At 63.1% G+C, this 16337-nt stretch carries 12 protein-coding genes; 5 read left to right on the forward strand and 7 right to left on the reverse strand.

Annotation, left to right across the window (positions count from 1 at the left end):
• Window positions 1–25: 25 nt before the first annotated feature.
• The 7 genes from tssH to tssB form a co-directional block, all read right to left on the reverse strand.
• On the reverse strand, window positions 26–2569 hold the full coding sequence (gene tssH / locus BMY45_RS09195; RefSeq protein WP_092396827.1) for a type VI secretion system ATPase TssH: 2544 nt from the start codon (window positions 2567–2569) through the stop codon (window positions 26–28).
• A 1-nt stretch (window position 2570) separates the two neighbouring features.
• Complete coding sequence (gene tssG / locus BMY45_RS09200; protein WP_092396829.1) at window positions 2571–3596, reverse strand: type VI secretion system baseplate subunit TssG; 1026 nt, start codon at window positions 3594–3596, stop codon at window positions 2571–2573.
• Window positions 3560–5350 carry a type VI secretion system baseplate subunit TssF gene (gene tssF / locus BMY45_RS09205; protein ID WP_092396831.1) on the reverse strand — a complete coding sequence of 597 codons (1791 nt, stop codon included), beginning with the start codon at window positions 5348–5350 and terminating at the stop codon, window positions 3560–3562. The genes tssG and tssF overlap by 37 nt, the downstream gene beginning before the upstream one ends.
• Window positions 5334–5777: a type VI secretion system baseplate subunit TssE gene (tssE, locus tag BMY45_RS09210; protein ID WP_092396833.1), complete on the reverse strand. Its 444-nt coding sequence runs from the start codon at window positions 5775–5777 to the stop codon at window positions 5334–5336. Before tssE ends, tssF begins: the two co-directional genes overlap by 17 nt.
• A 13-nt stretch (window positions 5778–5790) precedes the next feature.
• On the reverse strand, window positions 5791–6288 hold the full coding sequence (locus BMY45_RS09215; protein WP_046063980.1) for an Hcp family type VI secretion system effector: 498 nt from the start codon (window positions 6286–6288) through the stop codon (window positions 5791–5793).
• A gap of 227 nt (window positions 6289–6515) precedes the next feature.
• Entirely contained in the window at window positions 6516–7997 is a 1482-nt protein-coding gene (gene tssC / locus BMY45_RS09220; RefSeq protein WP_053145385.1) for a type VI secretion system contractile sheath large subunit, read from the reverse strand.
• 30 nt (window positions 7998–8027) lie between these two features.
• Entirely contained in the window at window positions 8028–8585 is a 558-nt protein-coding gene (gene tssB, locus BMY45_RS09225) for a type VI secretion system contractile sheath small subunit (protein WP_047225738.1), read from the reverse strand.
• A 224-nt stretch (window positions 8586–8809) separates the two neighbouring features.
• Here tssB and BMY45_RS09235 point away from each other — a divergent pair, with 224 nt between their 5' ends.
• Genes BMY45_RS09235 through tssA form a run of 5 tightly spaced genes read left to right on the forward strand, consistent with a single transcriptional unit; the run spans window position 8810 to window position 16337 of the window.
• The gene (locus tag BMY45_RS09235) at window positions 8810–9271 is read left to right on the forward strand and encodes a type VI secretion protein (RefSeq protein ID WP_092396837.1); all 462 of its coding nucleotides are present in this window, start codon (window positions 8810–8812) and stop codon (window positions 9269–9271) included.
• 52 nt (window positions 9272–9323) lie between these two features.
• Window positions 9324–10655, forward strand: coding sequence for a type VI secretion system baseplate subunit TssK (tssK, locus tag BMY45_RS09240; protein ID WP_092396839.1), 1332 nt, complete (start codon window positions 9324–9326; stop codon window positions 10653–10655).
• 17 nt (window positions 10656–10672) lie between these two features.
• Entirely contained in the window at window positions 10673–11434 is a 762-nt protein-coding gene (locus BMY45_RS09245; protein ID WP_092396841.1) for a DotU family type IV/VI secretion system protein, read from the forward strand.
• A complete protein-coding gene (locus BMY45_RS09250) occupies window positions 11431–15252 on the forward strand; it encodes a type VI secretion system protein (protein WP_092396843.1) in 3822 nt (1273 codons plus the stop codon). The genes BMY45_RS09245 and BMY45_RS09250 overlap by 4 nt, the downstream gene beginning before the upstream one ends.
• Window positions 15249–16337, forward strand: a complete 1089-nt coding sequence (tssA, locus tag BMY45_RS09255; RefSeq protein WP_092396845.1) for a type VI secretion system protein TssA — start codon at window positions 15249–15251, stop codon at window positions 16335–16337. The genes BMY45_RS09250 and tssA overlap by 4 nt, the downstream gene beginning before the upstream one ends.

Consider the following 16337-nt stretch of genomic DNA (forward strand, 5'->3'; position numbering starts at 1 on the left):
ACAGGTGATGAACAACGACGGTGTGTCACTCCAACACCCACTCCGCCAACTTCCCCGTCACCTGTGTCATCAACACATTCTCCACATCCCTTGCTCCTGCTGCGCTGCACTTGGCCAACACAGCCTTGACGATCCCCGCGTCGAACTCGAATGGCTTGCCGGTCGCGGCCTTGTACCGCCCACGCAATTTCTCCAGCTTGGCCAGCACAATGGCTTCCAGCGTCGTCTCATCCAACGGCCGATACGCCACCACCGTCATGCGCGCCAGAAATGCCGGGCGAAACGCTTGCAGCAAGACTTTATGCAAGGCCTCGTTGAAGGCGTCGCTGCCCAGTTGCGCGGCCGGCGTGTCCAGCAACAGTTCGGCGCCAACGTTGCTGGTGGCGAGCATCACCGTGTTCTTGAAGTCCACCACCAGGCCGGTGCCGTCTTCCATCAGGCCTTTGTCGAAGACGTTATAGAAAGCCTCGAGTACATCCGGGTGGGCCTTTTCGATTTCATCGAGCAATACCACCGAATAGGGTTTGCGCCGGACCGCTTCGGTGAGCACACCCCCGCTGCCGTAGCCGACATAGCCGGGTGGGGCGCCCTTGAGTTGGCTGACGGTGTGGGCTTCCTGGTACTCCGAAAGGTTGATGCTGATCAGGTTACGTTCACCGCCGTACAAGGCATCGGCCAGGGCGTAGGCGGTTTCGGTCTTGCCCACGCCGGTGGGGCCCACCAGCAGGAACACGCCGACCGGCTTTTGCGGATCGGTCAGGCCGGCGCGGTAAGCTTGCAGGCGCTGGGCGATGGTGTTCAACGCGGTGTCCTGGCCCATCACCCGCAGGCCCATGCGCTGACCGAGGGTGCGCACGGCGTGAGCTTCGTCGGCGAGCATCTTGCCCACCGGAATGCCGGTCCAGCCGGCGATCACGGCGGCGACGGTCTTGCTGTCCACCTGTTCGGGCACCAGCGGATCGTCCTGCCGAATGGCATCCAGGCCCGCTTCCAGACGCAGCAGTTCGGCGGCCAGGTGGTCGATGCGGTTGTCGATCTCGGTGTCTGGTTTTTCACCGTCGGCGCGTTCGCTCAAGGTCAGCAGTTCGCGGCGGGTATCGAGCAGTTCGCGCACCGCTTCGCGCTCTTCGCCCCAACGGGTCTCCAGCTCGCGGATGGCCTGCACGTTGGCGCCCGACTCGGTTTCCAGGAGGGTGATGCGTTCGCGGTGATCCAGCCCGGTGGCCTGTTCACGGCGCAAGCGTTCGACTTCGTCCTTGAGGCTGTTCTGCCGGTGGCGCAGGCTTTCCAGGGGCGGCGGGACATCGTGTTGACCGAGGGCGACCCGCGCGCAGGCGGTGTCGAGCACGCTGATGGCTTTGTCCGGCAATTGCCGCCCGGAAATGTAGCGGTGGGACAGTTTCACCGCCTCGTGAATGGCCGCGTCCAGCACTTGGACGCCGTGGTGTTGTTCCAGTTTGGTCGCCACGCCACGGAGCATTTCCACGGCGGTGAGTTCGTCCGGTTCTTCGACCTGCACCAACTGGAAACGCCGGGCCAGGGCCGGGTCTTTCTCGAAGTATTTTTTGTATTCCAGCCAGGTAGTGGCGGCCAGGGTGCGCAGCTCGCCTCGGGCCAGGGCCGGTTTGAGCAGGTTGGCCGCATCGCTGCCACCTTCAGCGCCGCCGGCACCGATCAGGGTGTGGGCTTCGTCGATAAACAAAATGATCGGTTTTTCCGCGCTGCGTACCGCGTCGATCACGCCTTTGAGACGCTGTTCGAACTCGCCCTTGACGCCCGCGCCGGCCTGCAACAGGCCCAGATCCAGCACTCGCAACGTGACTTCCTGCAACGACGGAGGCACGTCGCCTGCGGCGATGCGCAAGGCCAGGCCCTCCACCACGGCGGTCTTGCCGACGCCCGGCGCGCCCACCAGGATCGGGTTGTTCTGCCGACGCCTGAGCAGGATATCGATGCACTGGCGTATCTCACCGTCGCGGCCGACGATGGGGTCGATGCGTCCGTCCCGGGCATCGGCAGTCAGGTCCTGGGTGTATTGGTCGAGCACCGGGTCTTGTTTGTGTGGCGTCTCACCGGGTTTTACCGGGCGCACGCCGCCGACATGTTCCCGGGAGCTTTCGGTCCATTCCAGCAGATGGGCGCGCAAGGCCTCCCGGGGAATGCGCAACAGCGACGAAGCACTGTTGAGCAACAGGCTGCGACGCTCATCTCGGTCCAACAGTGCCAGCAACAACAAGCCGGAACGGATGCTGTCCAGGCCCAGCACGCTGGCCTGTACCACGGCGTCCTCCAGCAGGCCGATGGTTTGCGTCGACAGGGCCGGCGTGCGGGTACTGCCGGATTTGAACAGCTCCAGGGCCTTGTTGATTTCTGCTGCCACCGCGTCGCGCTCCAAGCCAAAGCGCGGCAACAGACAGGCGAAGTCACCGCCTTCGATGTCCAACAGTTCCAGCAGCAGGTGCTCGATTTCCACATAGTGATGGCTGCGTTGCAGGCAGCGCTGCGCGGCGCGTTCCAGGGCGCGGCGGTTGTCCGGGTTGAGACGTCCGATCAGGCTGGCCAGTTCCATTTCAGGCGATCTCCGGCTGACGAAGGCGAGTTTCGATCCGTTGTATGGCAAGGTTCGGCTGGCGTTGCAGGCCACCGTTCCAGCTCAAGCGCGGCGGCGCCTGGCGAACCAGTTGCAGTGGCCCGGCGCCCCGGATCAGCAGCACCAGGGTGCAGTCCAGATCGGGACCGAAGTACAAGGCGTAAAGACTGGCGAGTAACGGATGGGTCTCGCCGGTGGGCAGCAAGGTATTGGCCTGGGCGGCGGTCAGCGGCCCGAGGGTCATGCGCACGCCGGCATGTTCGTCCCAGACCCGGATGCCGGCTATCGCGCTGTGGCCCAGGCGCAAGTTGCGCCCGCCGGGCTGCAAACGGCTGCGGCTGGCGGGCGGGATTTCACGCCAGCCACCTTCGTAGGCGGTCAGTTCCACTGGCAGCCCGAACTGTTCGCGCACGACTGCCGCAAACCCGGCCAGGGAGCGCCGACCATCGGCGTATAGCGCGGTACACGCCAGCACGCCAGCATCGGGCGCGGCCTGGCGTTCTTGCAACGCCTTGGGGAGCAGGCCGGTCAATGCACGCAGTTGCGCCTGCACGGCAGACGCCGCCGGTGCGGTAAAACCCAGGGCGATGCGGTGTTTGCGCATCACTTTGTAGAGCAGGCTGAGCAGACGATGCTGGAACAGGTCGAGAAACTCCGCCGGCGCATGATCGCGCGCCCGTGCCCGCTGTTGCAGCCATTCCTGATAGGCGTAGGGCAAGGGACCGTCGGGGCCGCCCAGGCCAAAGATCGGCGTGGTCAGAACGGGCGCCGTGCCGGGCTCCTGCTTCAGGCTTTCGACTTCACTGGCGGCGAACAGTGGTGTCAACGGCCCACGCAGGCGCAGGGCTTCGGCATGGGGCGCGGTGCCGCTGCCCAGGGTTTCGGCCTGGGGCTGTTCGCGTTCCAGCACCAGCAATGCCTGAAGCCATTCGAAACGATGCGGATTGCGGCGCAAACGTTCGCTCAGGTTCAGAGCGTCAGGGGTTTGCCGGCTTGGGGTTGCCATGTTTTCACCTCCCTGTCCGACTGAACGAGTACGGTGCGCACGAAACGATTGGCGGTGGCATAGAGGGAAAAGAACTGCGCCAGTACCCCGGAGAACAGCACGGCACTGCTGCCGACGAAGTGTTGCGGGTCCAGTTGCAGGCTTACTTGCAACCCGTTGCGCCACCCGCGCCAGGCGTCTTCGCCGACATGGGCGATGACCCGGTCACAGCCCAGTTCCAGCACCCCGGCGATCTGTCGCCGGGCACTGGCTTCGTCCCGCAGATTGTGCAATTCGAGAATTTCGCGCAACGCGTCCAGCGCCTGGGGACCTTCCACCAGCGACAGGTGATTGAGGGTCAGTTGCGACACCAGCCGCCAGCGCGATTCGCCATCCAGGCGTGGCAGGCTTTGCGGGCTGGGCGGGTTGCGCAGGCGAGCCCAGGCCACCGGCCCGGGACGCTCAAAACCCAGTGCCGTGCCGGACGGCAGGTTTTGGGCCAGATGCCGGTTGGTGCACAGCAACTCGGCGGTGAGGCTGTAGTCCCGCGTGTCAGCCAGCGGGTCGAACTGAGTGTCCACCAGACTGACCATCAAATCGGTGCCCAGGCGATTGGGGCTCATGCCGCTGACTCGCCGCGCATGCCAGTAATAGGCCTGGTCGTTGCCGTGCTGGCTGCCGTAATAGGCCGGGACTTTGCGCACCCCCTGGCTCGACGTCGCGCGCATGCCGCGGATGCTGTGGATCTCGACGCTGTTTTCTCGATGACTGTCGGCCACCAGGCGGTATTCGCTACGGGTGCCGTCGGGGCGTAGCGGCTCGGACGTCCTGGGGAACAGGTTGATCACTGGCGCGCAGCCCAGGGCGATGTCGCTGGCCTGGAGCGGCAGCCGGCTGACGGGCGCGCGGTCGAACACGATGTACAGGTACAAGGCTTGGCTGTCGCTGGTCGCTCCGGCCAGGGGCAAGTCGAAAAAGCCGAATTTGTCAGGGAAAGCAAAGTATTCTGCCAGCAGACGCATGCCGGGATGCACACCGTCTTCGTCCGGCAGCAAGGCTTGATCACTGGCGAAACCGACGATCTCAGGCAGACCAGTCAGCGGCTCCGGCACGCTGCCCGGTGGGCCGGCCAGGACCTTCACGGCATGGGCGCCGAGCAGGTCATACAGCCAGGCGTTGATCATGGGTGAGGCTGCCAGGTGCACCCGCAGGGAATCGATCCCCAGCGTCGACCATTGGCTTTCGCCCAGGCAGCGCAGGTTCAGGCGCAAGGCCGAACGCGCCTGAACCACCCCCGTCAGCGCCTGAGCCTCATCGCTGCCCAGCAGCAACGCTTCACTGACTTCAATCGGCCACAGGCGCACGGCGGCCGTGGTGCGAAAATGAATGCTCTGCCCCTTGTCGGTGGTGACAAACAAGGGCGTGTCCCGGGGCAGGGGATAGCCTTCATTGAGGTTGCCTTTGCTCGGGTCGGGCTCGAACTGCACGATCGCGCAGGACGGCAAAGGGCGCAGGGCCAGGGGGTAAAGCTGTTCGAGCAAGGCATCGCTGAACTCGGCGTAGTCGTCGTCCAGTCTTCGCTGCAAGCGGGCGGCCAGCAGCGCGAAGCCCTCCAGCAGTCGCTCGACATGCGGGTCCGGGCATTCGCCGGGAGACAGCTCCAGGCGCCTGGCGACCTTGGGGTAACGTTCGGCAAACAGGCTCCCGGCATGTCGCAGCCAGGTCAGTTCACGCTGGTAATAATCCAGCAGTTGCGGGTCAATCGAGTCGCTCATGTCGTACCTCAAGGCCGTCGCCGGCGGGCTCGATGACAAATGCCACGGGCCATGAGTGCTGGTCGCCGCGCAACTCGCCCAATAGCCGTATGTTCAGTTGCTGGGGATGACCCGGTACAGGGTTGACCTGAACCTCGCCCAACCGCAGGCGCGGTTCGAAGTGGTTAATGGCCTGGCGGATCTCGCGGGTCAGTTGGCGACGGTCATCGCTGCGCTGCTGCTGTAGCGCGGTCCAGTCAGCGATGCCGTAATCCAGGATGCTCGGCGGCTCGGTCAGCGCTTTCGGGCCGCGTCGGGTGTTGAACAGGCGTAGCAGTTCGGCATGCACCGAGTCCTGCAACGCCTGCCGGTCGAACGCCCGCTCAGGGTCTTGCGTCGGGCTGGCCAGACGCTCGAACAAAGGAGGGCGAAGCCCGAAGCCAGCCATGGGCGCGGCGTTCTTACTTGGTCATCTTGTTGGCCGCCAGGTCCCACGTCGTGCCCGCCGTGCCTTCCTTGGTGCCGTCGTCTTTCTGCGCGGTGAGCTCCCATTTGATCTTGGTGAAGTTCAGCGACAAGGTTTCCACCGGTTTGCCGCCCGTACCGCCACTGACGCTGACATTGGACAGCACGACGTTGGTCAGGGTGTAGATGATGAAGGGCATGAGTTTGCCGCTGCCTTCGGCAGCGTTGCGGCCGATGGTAATGACGGCTTGCGGGATCGGTTTGCCGGCGCAGCAATATTCGTTGAGGGTGGGGGTGGAACTGTCGACGAATTTGGTCAGGGTGAATTCGCCGATGTGGGGTCTGCCGGAAGTGCGTTCCGAGTTGCTGACGTCGTTGGTGACTTGCATCGCCACGTTGTGGCTGTAGGACATGACTTCGATTTTGTCGGTGAAGCCCTCGAGCAGGCTGTCGCCCTTGATGTCACCGCCGAGGTCGAGAATGATCGCATCCATTGTGTGGAACTCCAGAAAAAGACAAGTGAGGTAGTGCCCGATACCGTTAAAAACGAACGCCGAACCTGTGGCGAGGGGATTTATCCCCGCTGGGCTGCGCAGCAGCCCTCCAAGCAGTCAACTCAATCTGCCTGACACACCGGGTTGCTGGTATTCAGGGCCGCTTCGCGCCCCAGCGGGGATAAATCCCCTCGCCACAACAGCGTCCTCGCCACAGGTTTCAACCGTCAGGCGGCTACCGGCGGCGGCAGGGTCGCCACCAGGCGGATCGAGGCGGTCAGTTCCTCAAGTTGGAAGTGCGGGCGCAGGAACACCGTGGCCTTGTAGGCCCCCGGCTTGCCCGCCACTTCCGTGACGTCCACCCGCGCCTCGCGCAACGGGTACTGCGCCTTGATCTCTTGCGGCGCGTTGTCGTTGATCAGCACGTAGTCGGCGATCCAGTTATTGAGGTAGGTCTGCACGTTGTCGCGGGTCATGAAGCTGCCGACCTTGTCGCGCATGATGACCTTCAGGTAATGGGCGAAACGCGAGGCGGCGAGCACATACGGCAACATCGCCGAGATTCGCGCGTTGGCGTTGGCCTCGTTGGTGTTGTAGAGCTTGGCCTTGTTGGTGGTCTGGCCGCCGAAGAACACTGCCACGTCACTGTTTTTCTTGTGACACAGAGAAATGAAACCCAGGTCGTTGAGTTCTTTTTCGCGACGGTCGGTGATCGCCACTTCGGTCGGGCATTTGAGCGACAGGTCGCCTGAGCTGGTGCGGAAGGTATGGGCCGGCAGGCCTTCTACCGCGCCACCGCCTTCGGCCCCGCGAATCGCCGCACACCAGCCATATTTGGCGAAGGCTTCGGTGATGCGTTGCGACAGTGCCCAGGCGGCGTTGCCCCACAGGTATTTGCTGTGGTCGGTGCCGTTGACGTCCTCGACGTAGTTGATGCCTTCCACCGGCAGGGTGTCCGGACCGTAGGGCAGGCGCAGCAGAAAGTGCGGCAGCACCAGGGACACGTAACGCGAGTCTTCGCTTTCGCGGAACGAGCGCCACTTGATCAGCTCCTGGCTTTCGAAAATCTTCGACAGGTCACGGGGCACGGCCAGTTCGGTGAAGCTGGTCATGTCGAACAACCGGGGGCTGGCGGCGGCAATGAACGGTGCGTGCGCGGCGGCGGCGACGTTCGACAGTTTTTCCAGCAAGCCGATGTCCTGGGGATGGCGACCAAACGTGTAGTCGCCCACCAGCAGGCTGAACGGATGCCCGCCGAAGGTGCCGTATTCTTCCTCGTAGATCTTCTTGAACAGCGCGCTCTGGTCAAACTCGACGGCTTTTTCCAGATCGTTCTGCAGTTCTTTCTGGGTCACGTTGAGCAAGCGCAATTTAAGCCGCGTGCTGGTTTCGGTGTTTTGCACCAGCAGGTGCAGGCCGCGCCAGGAGGCTTCGAGTTTTTGCAGTTCGGGGTGGTGCAGCACTTCGTTGAGCTGGGCGCTGATCAACTGATCGATCTGGCTGATGCGGTCGTTGATCATGGCCACGGTGTCCTTGTCGATGGCCATGCCTTCGTCGAGGACCTGGGTGGCGAATTCAGCCAGCATGTCGCGGGCGTAGTCCTGCTGGCTGTCGTCGTGGGCCATGCGGCCTTCGGCGATGATCTTGTCCAGCAGGGACAGGGTCTGGGTCGTGCTCTCGCTGGTTTGAGCGCTGGATGAAGCAGGCATGGCTTTATCTCCCTTGAGTGATGAGCGCGATCAGGCCTGTGGTTCGGCAGGGGCTGGATCATCGTTGGCGGCTTCGGTCGGCAGGTCTTGCGCATCCTGAGGGCGGGCTGACTTGATCTCTTGCAGGCCTTCGGTGTTGGCGATCACGTCGCGCAGCAGCTTGTCCAGGTCGTCGTTGCCATCAAGTTTGGTCAGCAGGTCGCGCAGGCGCTGGCGCGCTTCGAACAATCGGCGCAGGGGTGTGACCTGCTCCACGACCTTGACCGGGTCGAAGTCGTCGATGTGGCGGAAGTTGAGTTCGATGTTGAGCTTGCTGTCGTCACCGCTGAGGGTGTTGTTCACCTGAAGGGTGGCGCGAGGGGAGATGGAGGCGAGTACCTCGTTGAAATTGTCGCGATCGATTTCGGTGAAGCGCCGCTCGTTGAGCTTGGGCAGCGGGTCCAGTGGTTTGCCCGAGAGGTCGGCCAGAATGCCGACCACCAGTGGCAATTCTTTCTTTTCGATGGCATTGCCGATTTCCACGTCATAGGTGATCTGGACGCGGGGGGGACGGACTCTGTCGAGCTTGTGCTGAGTACTTTCTGCCATGGCGGCCGACTCCGATGCATGTAGGGGAGCAATGCATCGGGGGGCCCGCTCATCGCATTCCCTTGCTGATCCGCAGGTTGCAAATGGAGGGCAGTAGACCTGTCATTCCCTTGACGAACCTGGTGCATTCGACTGTGTGGGTCGAACTACCCAAGACGCTAGAACAGGTCTATAAAAATGCAAGCAAAAACAATTTTTGACCGCTGAGAAAAGGAAGATTCATTTTGCGTGTCTTTTTTTCCGGATTTTTTTTGAGCCTTGCGCTCACCGGTTGCTCGCTCTTTGCCCCCAGCGTGGACCTGGACAGCTTGACCCTGGATGTCGCGCCGCGAGCCAATGACGACACCCCCATCGCGGTGGATTTTGTCGCCGTGAACGACCCGGATCTGCTCAAGCAACTGTCGGGTATCAGCGCACGCCAGTGGTTTGCCGAGCGCGAACAGTTCCAGCGCGACTATCGTCAACTCATGTCGGTGTGGGGTCTGGAGCTGGTGCCGGGGCAATTCATCGACCGCCAACCCTTCCCGCTGGAGGGCCGGCGCGCCGCTGGACTTTTGGTCTTCGCCAGCTATAACACTCCCGGAGCCCACCGGCTTCGGCTGGACGATCAGCGCAAGGCCTGGCTGAAGTTCGAAAGTCGTGAGATGACCCTGGTGAACGATGGCCAACTTGCCAGTCAGCCTTGAGTGACCGCGGGCCGCCCTGGGGCGGCGTCATTGGGATGTCGAAGGGAGTCGTATGAGTCTGTTACCTGACGCGGTTTGCTGGCATGAGGGCATGCAGTTGCTGCCCCAGCACTTCCAATTGCAAGGGCTGCGCGCCGAGGCCTTGGCCGCGCATTTTGCTGGCGCCTGCAACCCATGGTTCTGGGGTGTCAGCCAGTTGGAAGTCGACCCTTCGGCTCTCAGCGCCGGCCAGGTCCGGCTGTTGCAACTGCAGGGCACCTTGCCGGACGGGTTGCCGGTCAACGTGCAGGCTGGGGTCGGGCCGACCCTGGAGCTGGACATCACCGAGGCGGTGAACAAGACCGACGACGCGACGGTGACGGTGTACCTGGCCATCAGTCCGCTCTGGCGCGCCGGGCAATTGCTGCCGCTCAAGGGACGCCTGCAATCGGTCGTGGGTGACGCCTTGCCAGACCTCACCAGCGGCGAGTTCCCTGAGTCCATCACGGTGTGGCGGCCGAACCCTCGGTTGTGCACGCAACTGAGCAAGGCCGACTCGATCTGCCTGCCACTGTTGCGCATCCGCAAGGAAGGCGGAGGATTTCTGCGAGTGCCCTACACACCGCCGACGCCGATCCTGTTGCCGGAATCGATTCTTGGTCGGCGAGTGGCCGGGTTGTGTGCCAGGGCACGGGAGAAGTGCCTGTTCCTGGCCGGGCGCCTGCGTCAGGCTCAGGCGGCCGGCAACCAGGACGATGCAATGGAGATTCGCCGCCAATTGACGGCGTTGTGGGCGCGACTGCCGGAAGTCGAAGGCGCGCTGAACACCCGGGTGGCGACGCCTCAGGCATTGCATGGCCTGTTGTTGGGGTTGGCCGGTAGCTGGTCGGCGCTCGATCCGCTGGCCGGTGTCCCGGCCTTCGCGCCATTGGATTTTCTTGAGTTGCAACGCGGCTATGAACCGCTGCTGGACTGGCTGGAAAATACCCTGGAGCTGGTTCGCGCCGGCTATCGCAGCCTGGCCTTCGAGCGCGATGACCAGGTGTTCTCGATCCAGTTGCCCGACGACCAGCCGAACCAGCGCCTGGTGATCGGCCTGCGTATGCCCAACGGCGCCAGTGAGCAGGCGGCGGCCGAGTGGTTGCGCGGGGCGATCATCGCGTCGGCGCCGCACATCCCGTTGTTGAGTCGCCAGCGCATGAGCGGTCTGCCCCATCAGGCCATGAGTCGCAACGAGCAAGTGGCCTACAGCGTGGGGGACGACACCCGGCTGTTCGTGGTGGCCGCCAGTGGGCAATGGTTCGATGGGCAATTGCCGTTGCACATCGTAGCGCCGGCCTCACATCAGGCCAGCAGTCCGTGGCAAGTGGTGTTGTTTGTCGCGCAAGCCGGTGAAAGCGCCTGATCGTAAAGGGGAGTCGTATGCCTGACGGAAGTGGCGGGGCGGTTCGGAGTCTGCATGAGGCACCGCTGAGCAGTGCGTTTCGTCAGGCCTGGCTGAAGTGGTCCCAGGACTGGCAGGACTTGCCCAAGGACAGCGATCCCGCGGTATTGGTCAGCCGGGTGGTGGAGTTCTCTGGGCGCAGTGCCCAGCGGTTGTGGCGGGTGGCCTTTGCCACCGTGGGCGATGCGGCCACCGAGCAGGTCAAGGCGCTGGTCTATGCGTTCGTCGCGCTGGTGGACGAGACCTTGCTGTTCACCCCATGGCCGGGACAACTGGCCTGGCAGCAGCATCCCCTCGAGTCGCGCATGTACTCCAGCCGCCAGGCCGGCGAACGGTTGCCGGCCGCCATCAAGAAATTGCTGGATGAGCAGATGCCCGGCACCCGGGACCTGGCCAATGTGTACCTGCAGTGCCTGATTCTCGGTTTTCAGGGCCGATTGCGTGGCGAGCCCGGTCAGGTCCAGCACGAAAAATGGCGTCTGGCGCTGTTCACGTTCGCCTGGCAGCACGAGCCCGATTATGTCGATGTCAGCGAGCGCCTGGCGCTGCCTGCGGCGGCCATGCCGGTGCGTGTCCCGGCCCAGCAGTCGTTACCGGACGGGTTGCGCCTGGGACTGGTGATCCTGGCGATGGTGTTGTTTCTGAGCGGGTTGGGACAGGTGTTCTGGCGTGACATCCGGTCGGAGCTTGAGCCGGTGCTGCAACTGAACGAGTCGGTGGTTCAGGAGCAGGACTCATGAGTCTCTTGAGCATCGTCGCCCTGGTGTTGCTGGCGATGGTTGCGGTGCTGCTGATTGCGGCTGCGATCTGGTGGCTGCGCACCCAGGGCGGCGCGGCCATCCGCAGCTTCTATGGCGCGGTGCGCCACATGGAACAGGAGCAAGGCACTCGGGACCGCTACCAGATGCCCTGGTTGCTGATGCTGGGCAACGAGTTCGATGGCACGCAGTTGTGCGCCCAGTGGCGTTTGCAGCCGACAGACAAGGCGGCGTGGTTCGGGCGCTGGTGGTCGGATGCCGAAGGCGCGGTGCTGGTGGTGCCCCAGGTGCTGTTTTTGCCCGATGAGGGCATGAACATGCAGCGGGGCAACTGGTGGCGCCTGTTGGGACTGATTCTGCGCCTGCGCAGCAGACGGCCACTGGATGCGGTGATCTGGACTGTGCCGTTCGGCAAGCTCGATGACCTCGAACAGACGACCGAGCTGAGTCTCAAGGTCCGGCGTTGTTTCATCGACCTCTTGCAACGGTTCGGTCTGAGCTTGCCGGTGTACGTGGTGATCACCGGGATGGAAGAACTGCCGGGGTTCCAGGAACTGGTCAGCGCCTTGCCCGCCCAGGCTCGGGAATCGACGCTGGGCTGGTCGTCGCCATATTCGCCCGATGCGGCGTGGCAATCGCAATGGAGCGATCAGGCGTTGGATCAGGTCAACGCCGCATTGTCCCAGTCGATCATCGAGATCGGCGCGCTGTCGGGGCAGTTGAGCAGCGATCTGTATGGGTTGCCGGAGCGTTTCGAAGGGTTGCGGCGCGCCATGCAACTGCTGCTGGAACCGGTTTTCCAGGGCAATGCGCAAGGCGAGGCACCACGTTTTCGTGGCGTGTATTTCACCGCCAGCCAGGCGCCGGCCGTCACTGGCGATGGGTTGACCGCCAGCGACAGTGTGTTGCGTCAAACGGTGTTCGCCCGGCAATTGTGGTCACGCCGGCTGGTGGCCGAGCGAGGCCTGGCCCAGCCAGTGCCGCGCCTGCTACGTTTGCGCCAACGCTGGCATCGACTGGCCGGTGGAGTGGCGCTGGTTGTCGGGGTGGTCTGGCTGGCGAGCATGGTCTGGGTCTGGCACGATTCTGTCGAGCAAGCCCAGGGGTTGTCGCGGTTGATCCTCAGCGCGCACAAAAACCATGTGGTGGTCGATCCCGACAAACCGCAACTGGAACCGACCCGACAGAACGTGCAGAACTACTGGAACGTACTGGAAAAGGCCCCACGCTGGCGTTTCGTCTCGGTGGTTTTTCCAACTTCATGGTTCTCCGGTGTGGACGCACAACTGGACAACGGGTTGCGCATGACCGCCCGCCATCATTGGATATTGCCGTTGCGTGACCTGCTGGCCTGGGACCTCGAACAGCTCAAAGGCATCCGCAATACCGAGCGACGGGGCAACGTGGAAAGCGAAGACCCGGCGCAATGGCAAAGTTATGTGAAGGCCAAGGAACTGGTGGAACGTGCGGTGCGTCTGGAACAGCACAATCAGATGTTCAGCCAGGCAGTGAACAACCCCAAGGCGCCGTTGGACGAACTGGTGCAACTGAGCAATAACGCCCTGTCGCTGAACCTCAATACCGGAACCTTGAGTCGGGCACGCTTCTACAATCGGGTGCTGTTCGATGCCCAGAATACCGATCTGAAAGGCCTGGACCTGAACGCCGCGCGTCCGCTGATCGCCGATAACTTCATGGGCCTGATGCAGCGCTGGCTGGATCAGTATTTCCTGGCGGACAACTTCGTGCGCCAGGCCGGTTACCTGAAGCGGCATCTGCAACGGCTTGAGGCCGGCGGTGGCAATTCCTTGAGTGAACTTGAAGAGCTGATGGCGTTGGTCGATGACCTGCAGAGGCTCGTCAGCCTGACCAACTCGGCCTGGGGCCGAGGCAAGGGGCAGGACCTGGTGCCCGGTTACACCCAGTTGCTGGACAAGGTGGGCCACAGCACGCTGCTGGGGCCGGACCTTGAGCAGGATCTGGAGAGCCAGGCGGCAAAACTGCAGCAGAGCTTTCGCGACCAGTGGATCGTCCAGACCGGTTCCAGGGACAATCTGTTGGTCCAGCAGGGCAGCGGTTTGCTGGTGCTGCAGGGGCATGTCACGGCGCTGGACGACGCGGTGCAAGCGCTGTTCAAGCGTGACTTCGTGGCGTTGGCCATGCAGAAGGCGCCGTCGGACAGTAGCGCCGACTCGATGGGGCGGGGTGACAGCGATGATTTCAGCGTTGCCCTGAACTACTTCGCCAGCTACCAGAGCTACGCCAATGAAGAACTGCCGCGCATCCCGCCGGATTATCGGGGGGCGCTGATGGAGGCCGCTGAAAGCGCGGCGGCGCGGGCCATGTGGCTGAGTCTGGATGAAAGCGAGCAACCACTACCGGGGATGAGTTTCAATGTGCAGACCTCCCAGGCCGTTGCCCTGCAAAAAGCCTTCATGGATGTGAAGCGCAGCGATCTGGCGATTCGTTTTCAGCGCCTGCTCAACCGCCGCGCGTTGGCGCAGATCCAGAGCGGCCTGAACGAAATCGACGCCCAGCCTCTGTTTACTCAACGCACTGATATCCAGCGCTGGGACGGCTCGAAGAACTTCGGTTTGCAGTTGTACGGTGCCACTGATCCTCAGGATTTGAAGCTGAGCCTGAACCAGCAGTTCGGCGCCATGCTGCAAATCGCCGAGCAACGCATGCCCGCGCTGGAATGGCTGATTGTCCAGCAGGACAACCTGTCGGCCCTGGAGCACGATCAAGTCAGCCGGTTCATGGCGCTCAATGACGAACTGCTCAAATATAAAAACCAGAACCCGGCGAGTGCGGCTGCCCAACTGGAGCAGTTGGTAAGCCGTGATTTTATCGAAATGGACACCACGTCCTGCGCGCAGATTCTGCAAACGTCCAGCTTGCCCGGCGGGCGTGGCGACCTGGCCGTGCGCACCGTTACCCTGCAACAAAGCGCCTTGCAACGGTGCTTGTATCTGCAACAGAACCAGGCGGCGATGGCCTGGAATGATCTGGCCGATTACTTCAATCAGTACCTGGCCGGGCGCTTTCCGTTTTCCCAGGATGTACGGGCCAGCGACGCCGACCCGGCGCGGGTCCAACGCCTGCTGGAGCTGATCGACACGCGGCTGCCCCAGGCACAGGCCGGGCTGGCGTTGAGCCGGACGCCGGAACGATTGGCGGCAGAGGATTTTCTCAACCGTTTGAAACAGGCCGGTGCCTGGCTCGGGCCATTGTTCGTGCGGGACAAGAGCGGCTTGCTCGGCGTGGAAATGGACGTGCGCTGGCGAACCGACCGCGAGCAGGAACGCGGCGCGGATCAGGTGATCGCCTGGGGGCTGAACGCCGGCAATCAACAGATCAGTTACCCCGGTGAACCCGGACAGAACCTGCGCTGGATGGTCGGCCAGCCGGTGAGTTTGACCTTGCGTTGGGCCCGCAACGGTTACCAGCGTCCGGCCAACGACCCCTTGCAACCCGACCTGGTGGTGCGCGACCTGGAAGCCGGCTGGGAGTATCAGGGGCCGTGGTCGTTGTTGCGCCTGATGCGCTCACTGGTGTCGAGCCAGCGCCAGCCGAATGCCGACTACACCGACTTCCCACTGACCTTGCAACTGCCCGTGACGGCCCAGACCCAGGCGACCACGGCGCAACAGACCTTGATGTTCCTGCGTCTGTCGCTGATGAGCCAGGGCTCAAAGCTGCCGCTGTCGATCCCGCCGCTGCCGACCCAGGCACCCCGTTCACCTTTCATGGCGAGCTCATCGAGCCCCGCCATTGCCACCCGCGAGGAGGGTTTGTGAGCTTGCCGATATCCCCGTTGCCCGAACTCATCCCGCGGTTGCTTGAGCCGATCAGCGCCGAATCGCCCTGTGGCCAGGATCTGCGCTACGAACCGGAGTTCGACCAGTTGCGCCAGTTGCGCCGGGAGGACGACACCAGCCTGCCCACGGGTGTGTGGCAATCGTCGATCAAGCGCGCCCAATGGCCGGAACTGGAAAAACTTGCCACTGCGCTGTTGCTCGAGCGCAGCAAGGATTTGATGATCAGCGCCTGGCTGGGGGAGGCCTGGCTGCACTTGACGGGGCTGGAAGGATTGCCGGGCAGCCTGGCGTTGGTGGCGGGTCTGTGTGAGCGCTACCCCGAGCAGTTGTATCCCCGGGCCGATGACGGTGACCCGTCGTGGCGGGTGATTCCGCTGGAGTGGCTGGCCCGTCGCTACAGCGAAGTGTTACTGACACGGGTGGCCTTGTTCGATGGCCGAGACCCTGATTTCGACGGGTTCTGCCTGGCCGACTGGCAACGCTTGCAGCGCCAGCAGGTGTTGGTCAACGACAGTAAAAACGCCAAGGCCTCGGCAGAAGCGGCGCGCAACGACCAGAAAAAACTCAGCGAACTGATTCGCACCACGCCATTGTCGTTCTGGCTGCATCGCCAAGGCAGCCTGATGCTGAGTCTGCATCACCTGCAACGGCTCCAAGGCTGGAGTGATGCCTACCTGGGCGATCAGGCCCCGGGCTATACCGCCCTGCAGGACGTGATGCAGGCCTTGCTGACATTGATAGAGGAGTTCATTGCGATGAACCCACAGCAACCCAGCGTCGTGCCGGCGCAAGCACCACCGCCGGTGACGCCACAAACCGTCCCGGCGCAGGCGGGCGCCGCTGTCGCCCAGGTTTTTCAGGAGCCGGCCAGCCGCGAAGAAGCCTATCGCCAGTTACTGGTCATCGCCGGTTACCTGGCTCGCACCGAACCCCACAGCCCGGTGCCCTATTTGATCCGGCGCGGCGTGGAGTGGGGCAACAAACCGTTGAGCGAGCTGCTGGGCGAACTGATCAGTGCCGATGCCGAATCCAGGCGCCTGTGGACGCTATTGGGCGTTCTCTAA

The sequence above is a fragment of the Pseudomonas sp. NFACC39-1 genome (assembly GCF_900110355.1).
In the GTDB taxonomy this organism is placed as follows: domain Bacteria; phylum Pseudomonadota; class Gammaproteobacteria; order Pseudomonadales; family Pseudomonadaceae; genus Aquipseudomonas; species Aquipseudomonas tehranensis.

Bases quoted from the DNA above. Each gene is read 5' to 3' on its own strand.
- tssE (WP_092396833.1), bottom strand. From the start codon at position 5,777: ATGGCTGGCTTCGGGCTTCGCCCTCCTTTGTTCGAGCGTCTGGCCAGC.
- tssF (WP_092396831.1), bottom strand. From the start codon at position 5,350: ATGAGCGACTCGATTGACCCGCAACTGCTGGATTATTACCAGCGTGAA.
- BMY45_RS09250 (WP_092396843.1), top strand. From the start codon at position 11,431: ATGAGTCTCTTGAGCATCGTCGCCCTGGTGTTGCTGGCGATGGTTGCG.
- tssG (WP_092396829.1), bottom strand. From the start codon at position 3,596: ATGGCAACCCCAAGCCGGCAAACCCCTGACGCTCTGAACCTGAGCGAA.
- tssC (WP_053145385.1), bottom strand. From the start codon at position 7,997: ATGCCTGCTTCATCCAGCGCTCAAACCAGCGAGAGCACGACCCAGACC.
- BMY45_RS09215 (WP_046063980.1), bottom strand. From the start codon at position 6,288: ATGGATGCGATCATTCTCGACCTCGGCGGTGACATCAAGGGCGACAGC.
- tssB (WP_047225738.1), bottom strand. From the start codon at position 8,585: ATGGCAGAAAGTACTCAGCACAAGCTCGACAGAGTCCGTCCCCCCCGC.
- BMY45_RS09245 (WP_092396841.1), top strand. From the start codon at position 10,673: ATGCCTGACGGAAGTGGCGGGGCGGTTCGGAGTCTGCATGAGGCACCG.
- tssK (WP_092396839.1), top strand. From the start codon at position 9,324: ATGAGTCTGTTACCTGACGCGGTTTGCTGGCATGAGGGCATGCAGTTG.
- tssH (WP_092396827.1), bottom strand. From the start codon at position 2,569: ATGGAACTGGCCAGCCTGATCGGACGTCTCAACCCGGACAACCGCCGC.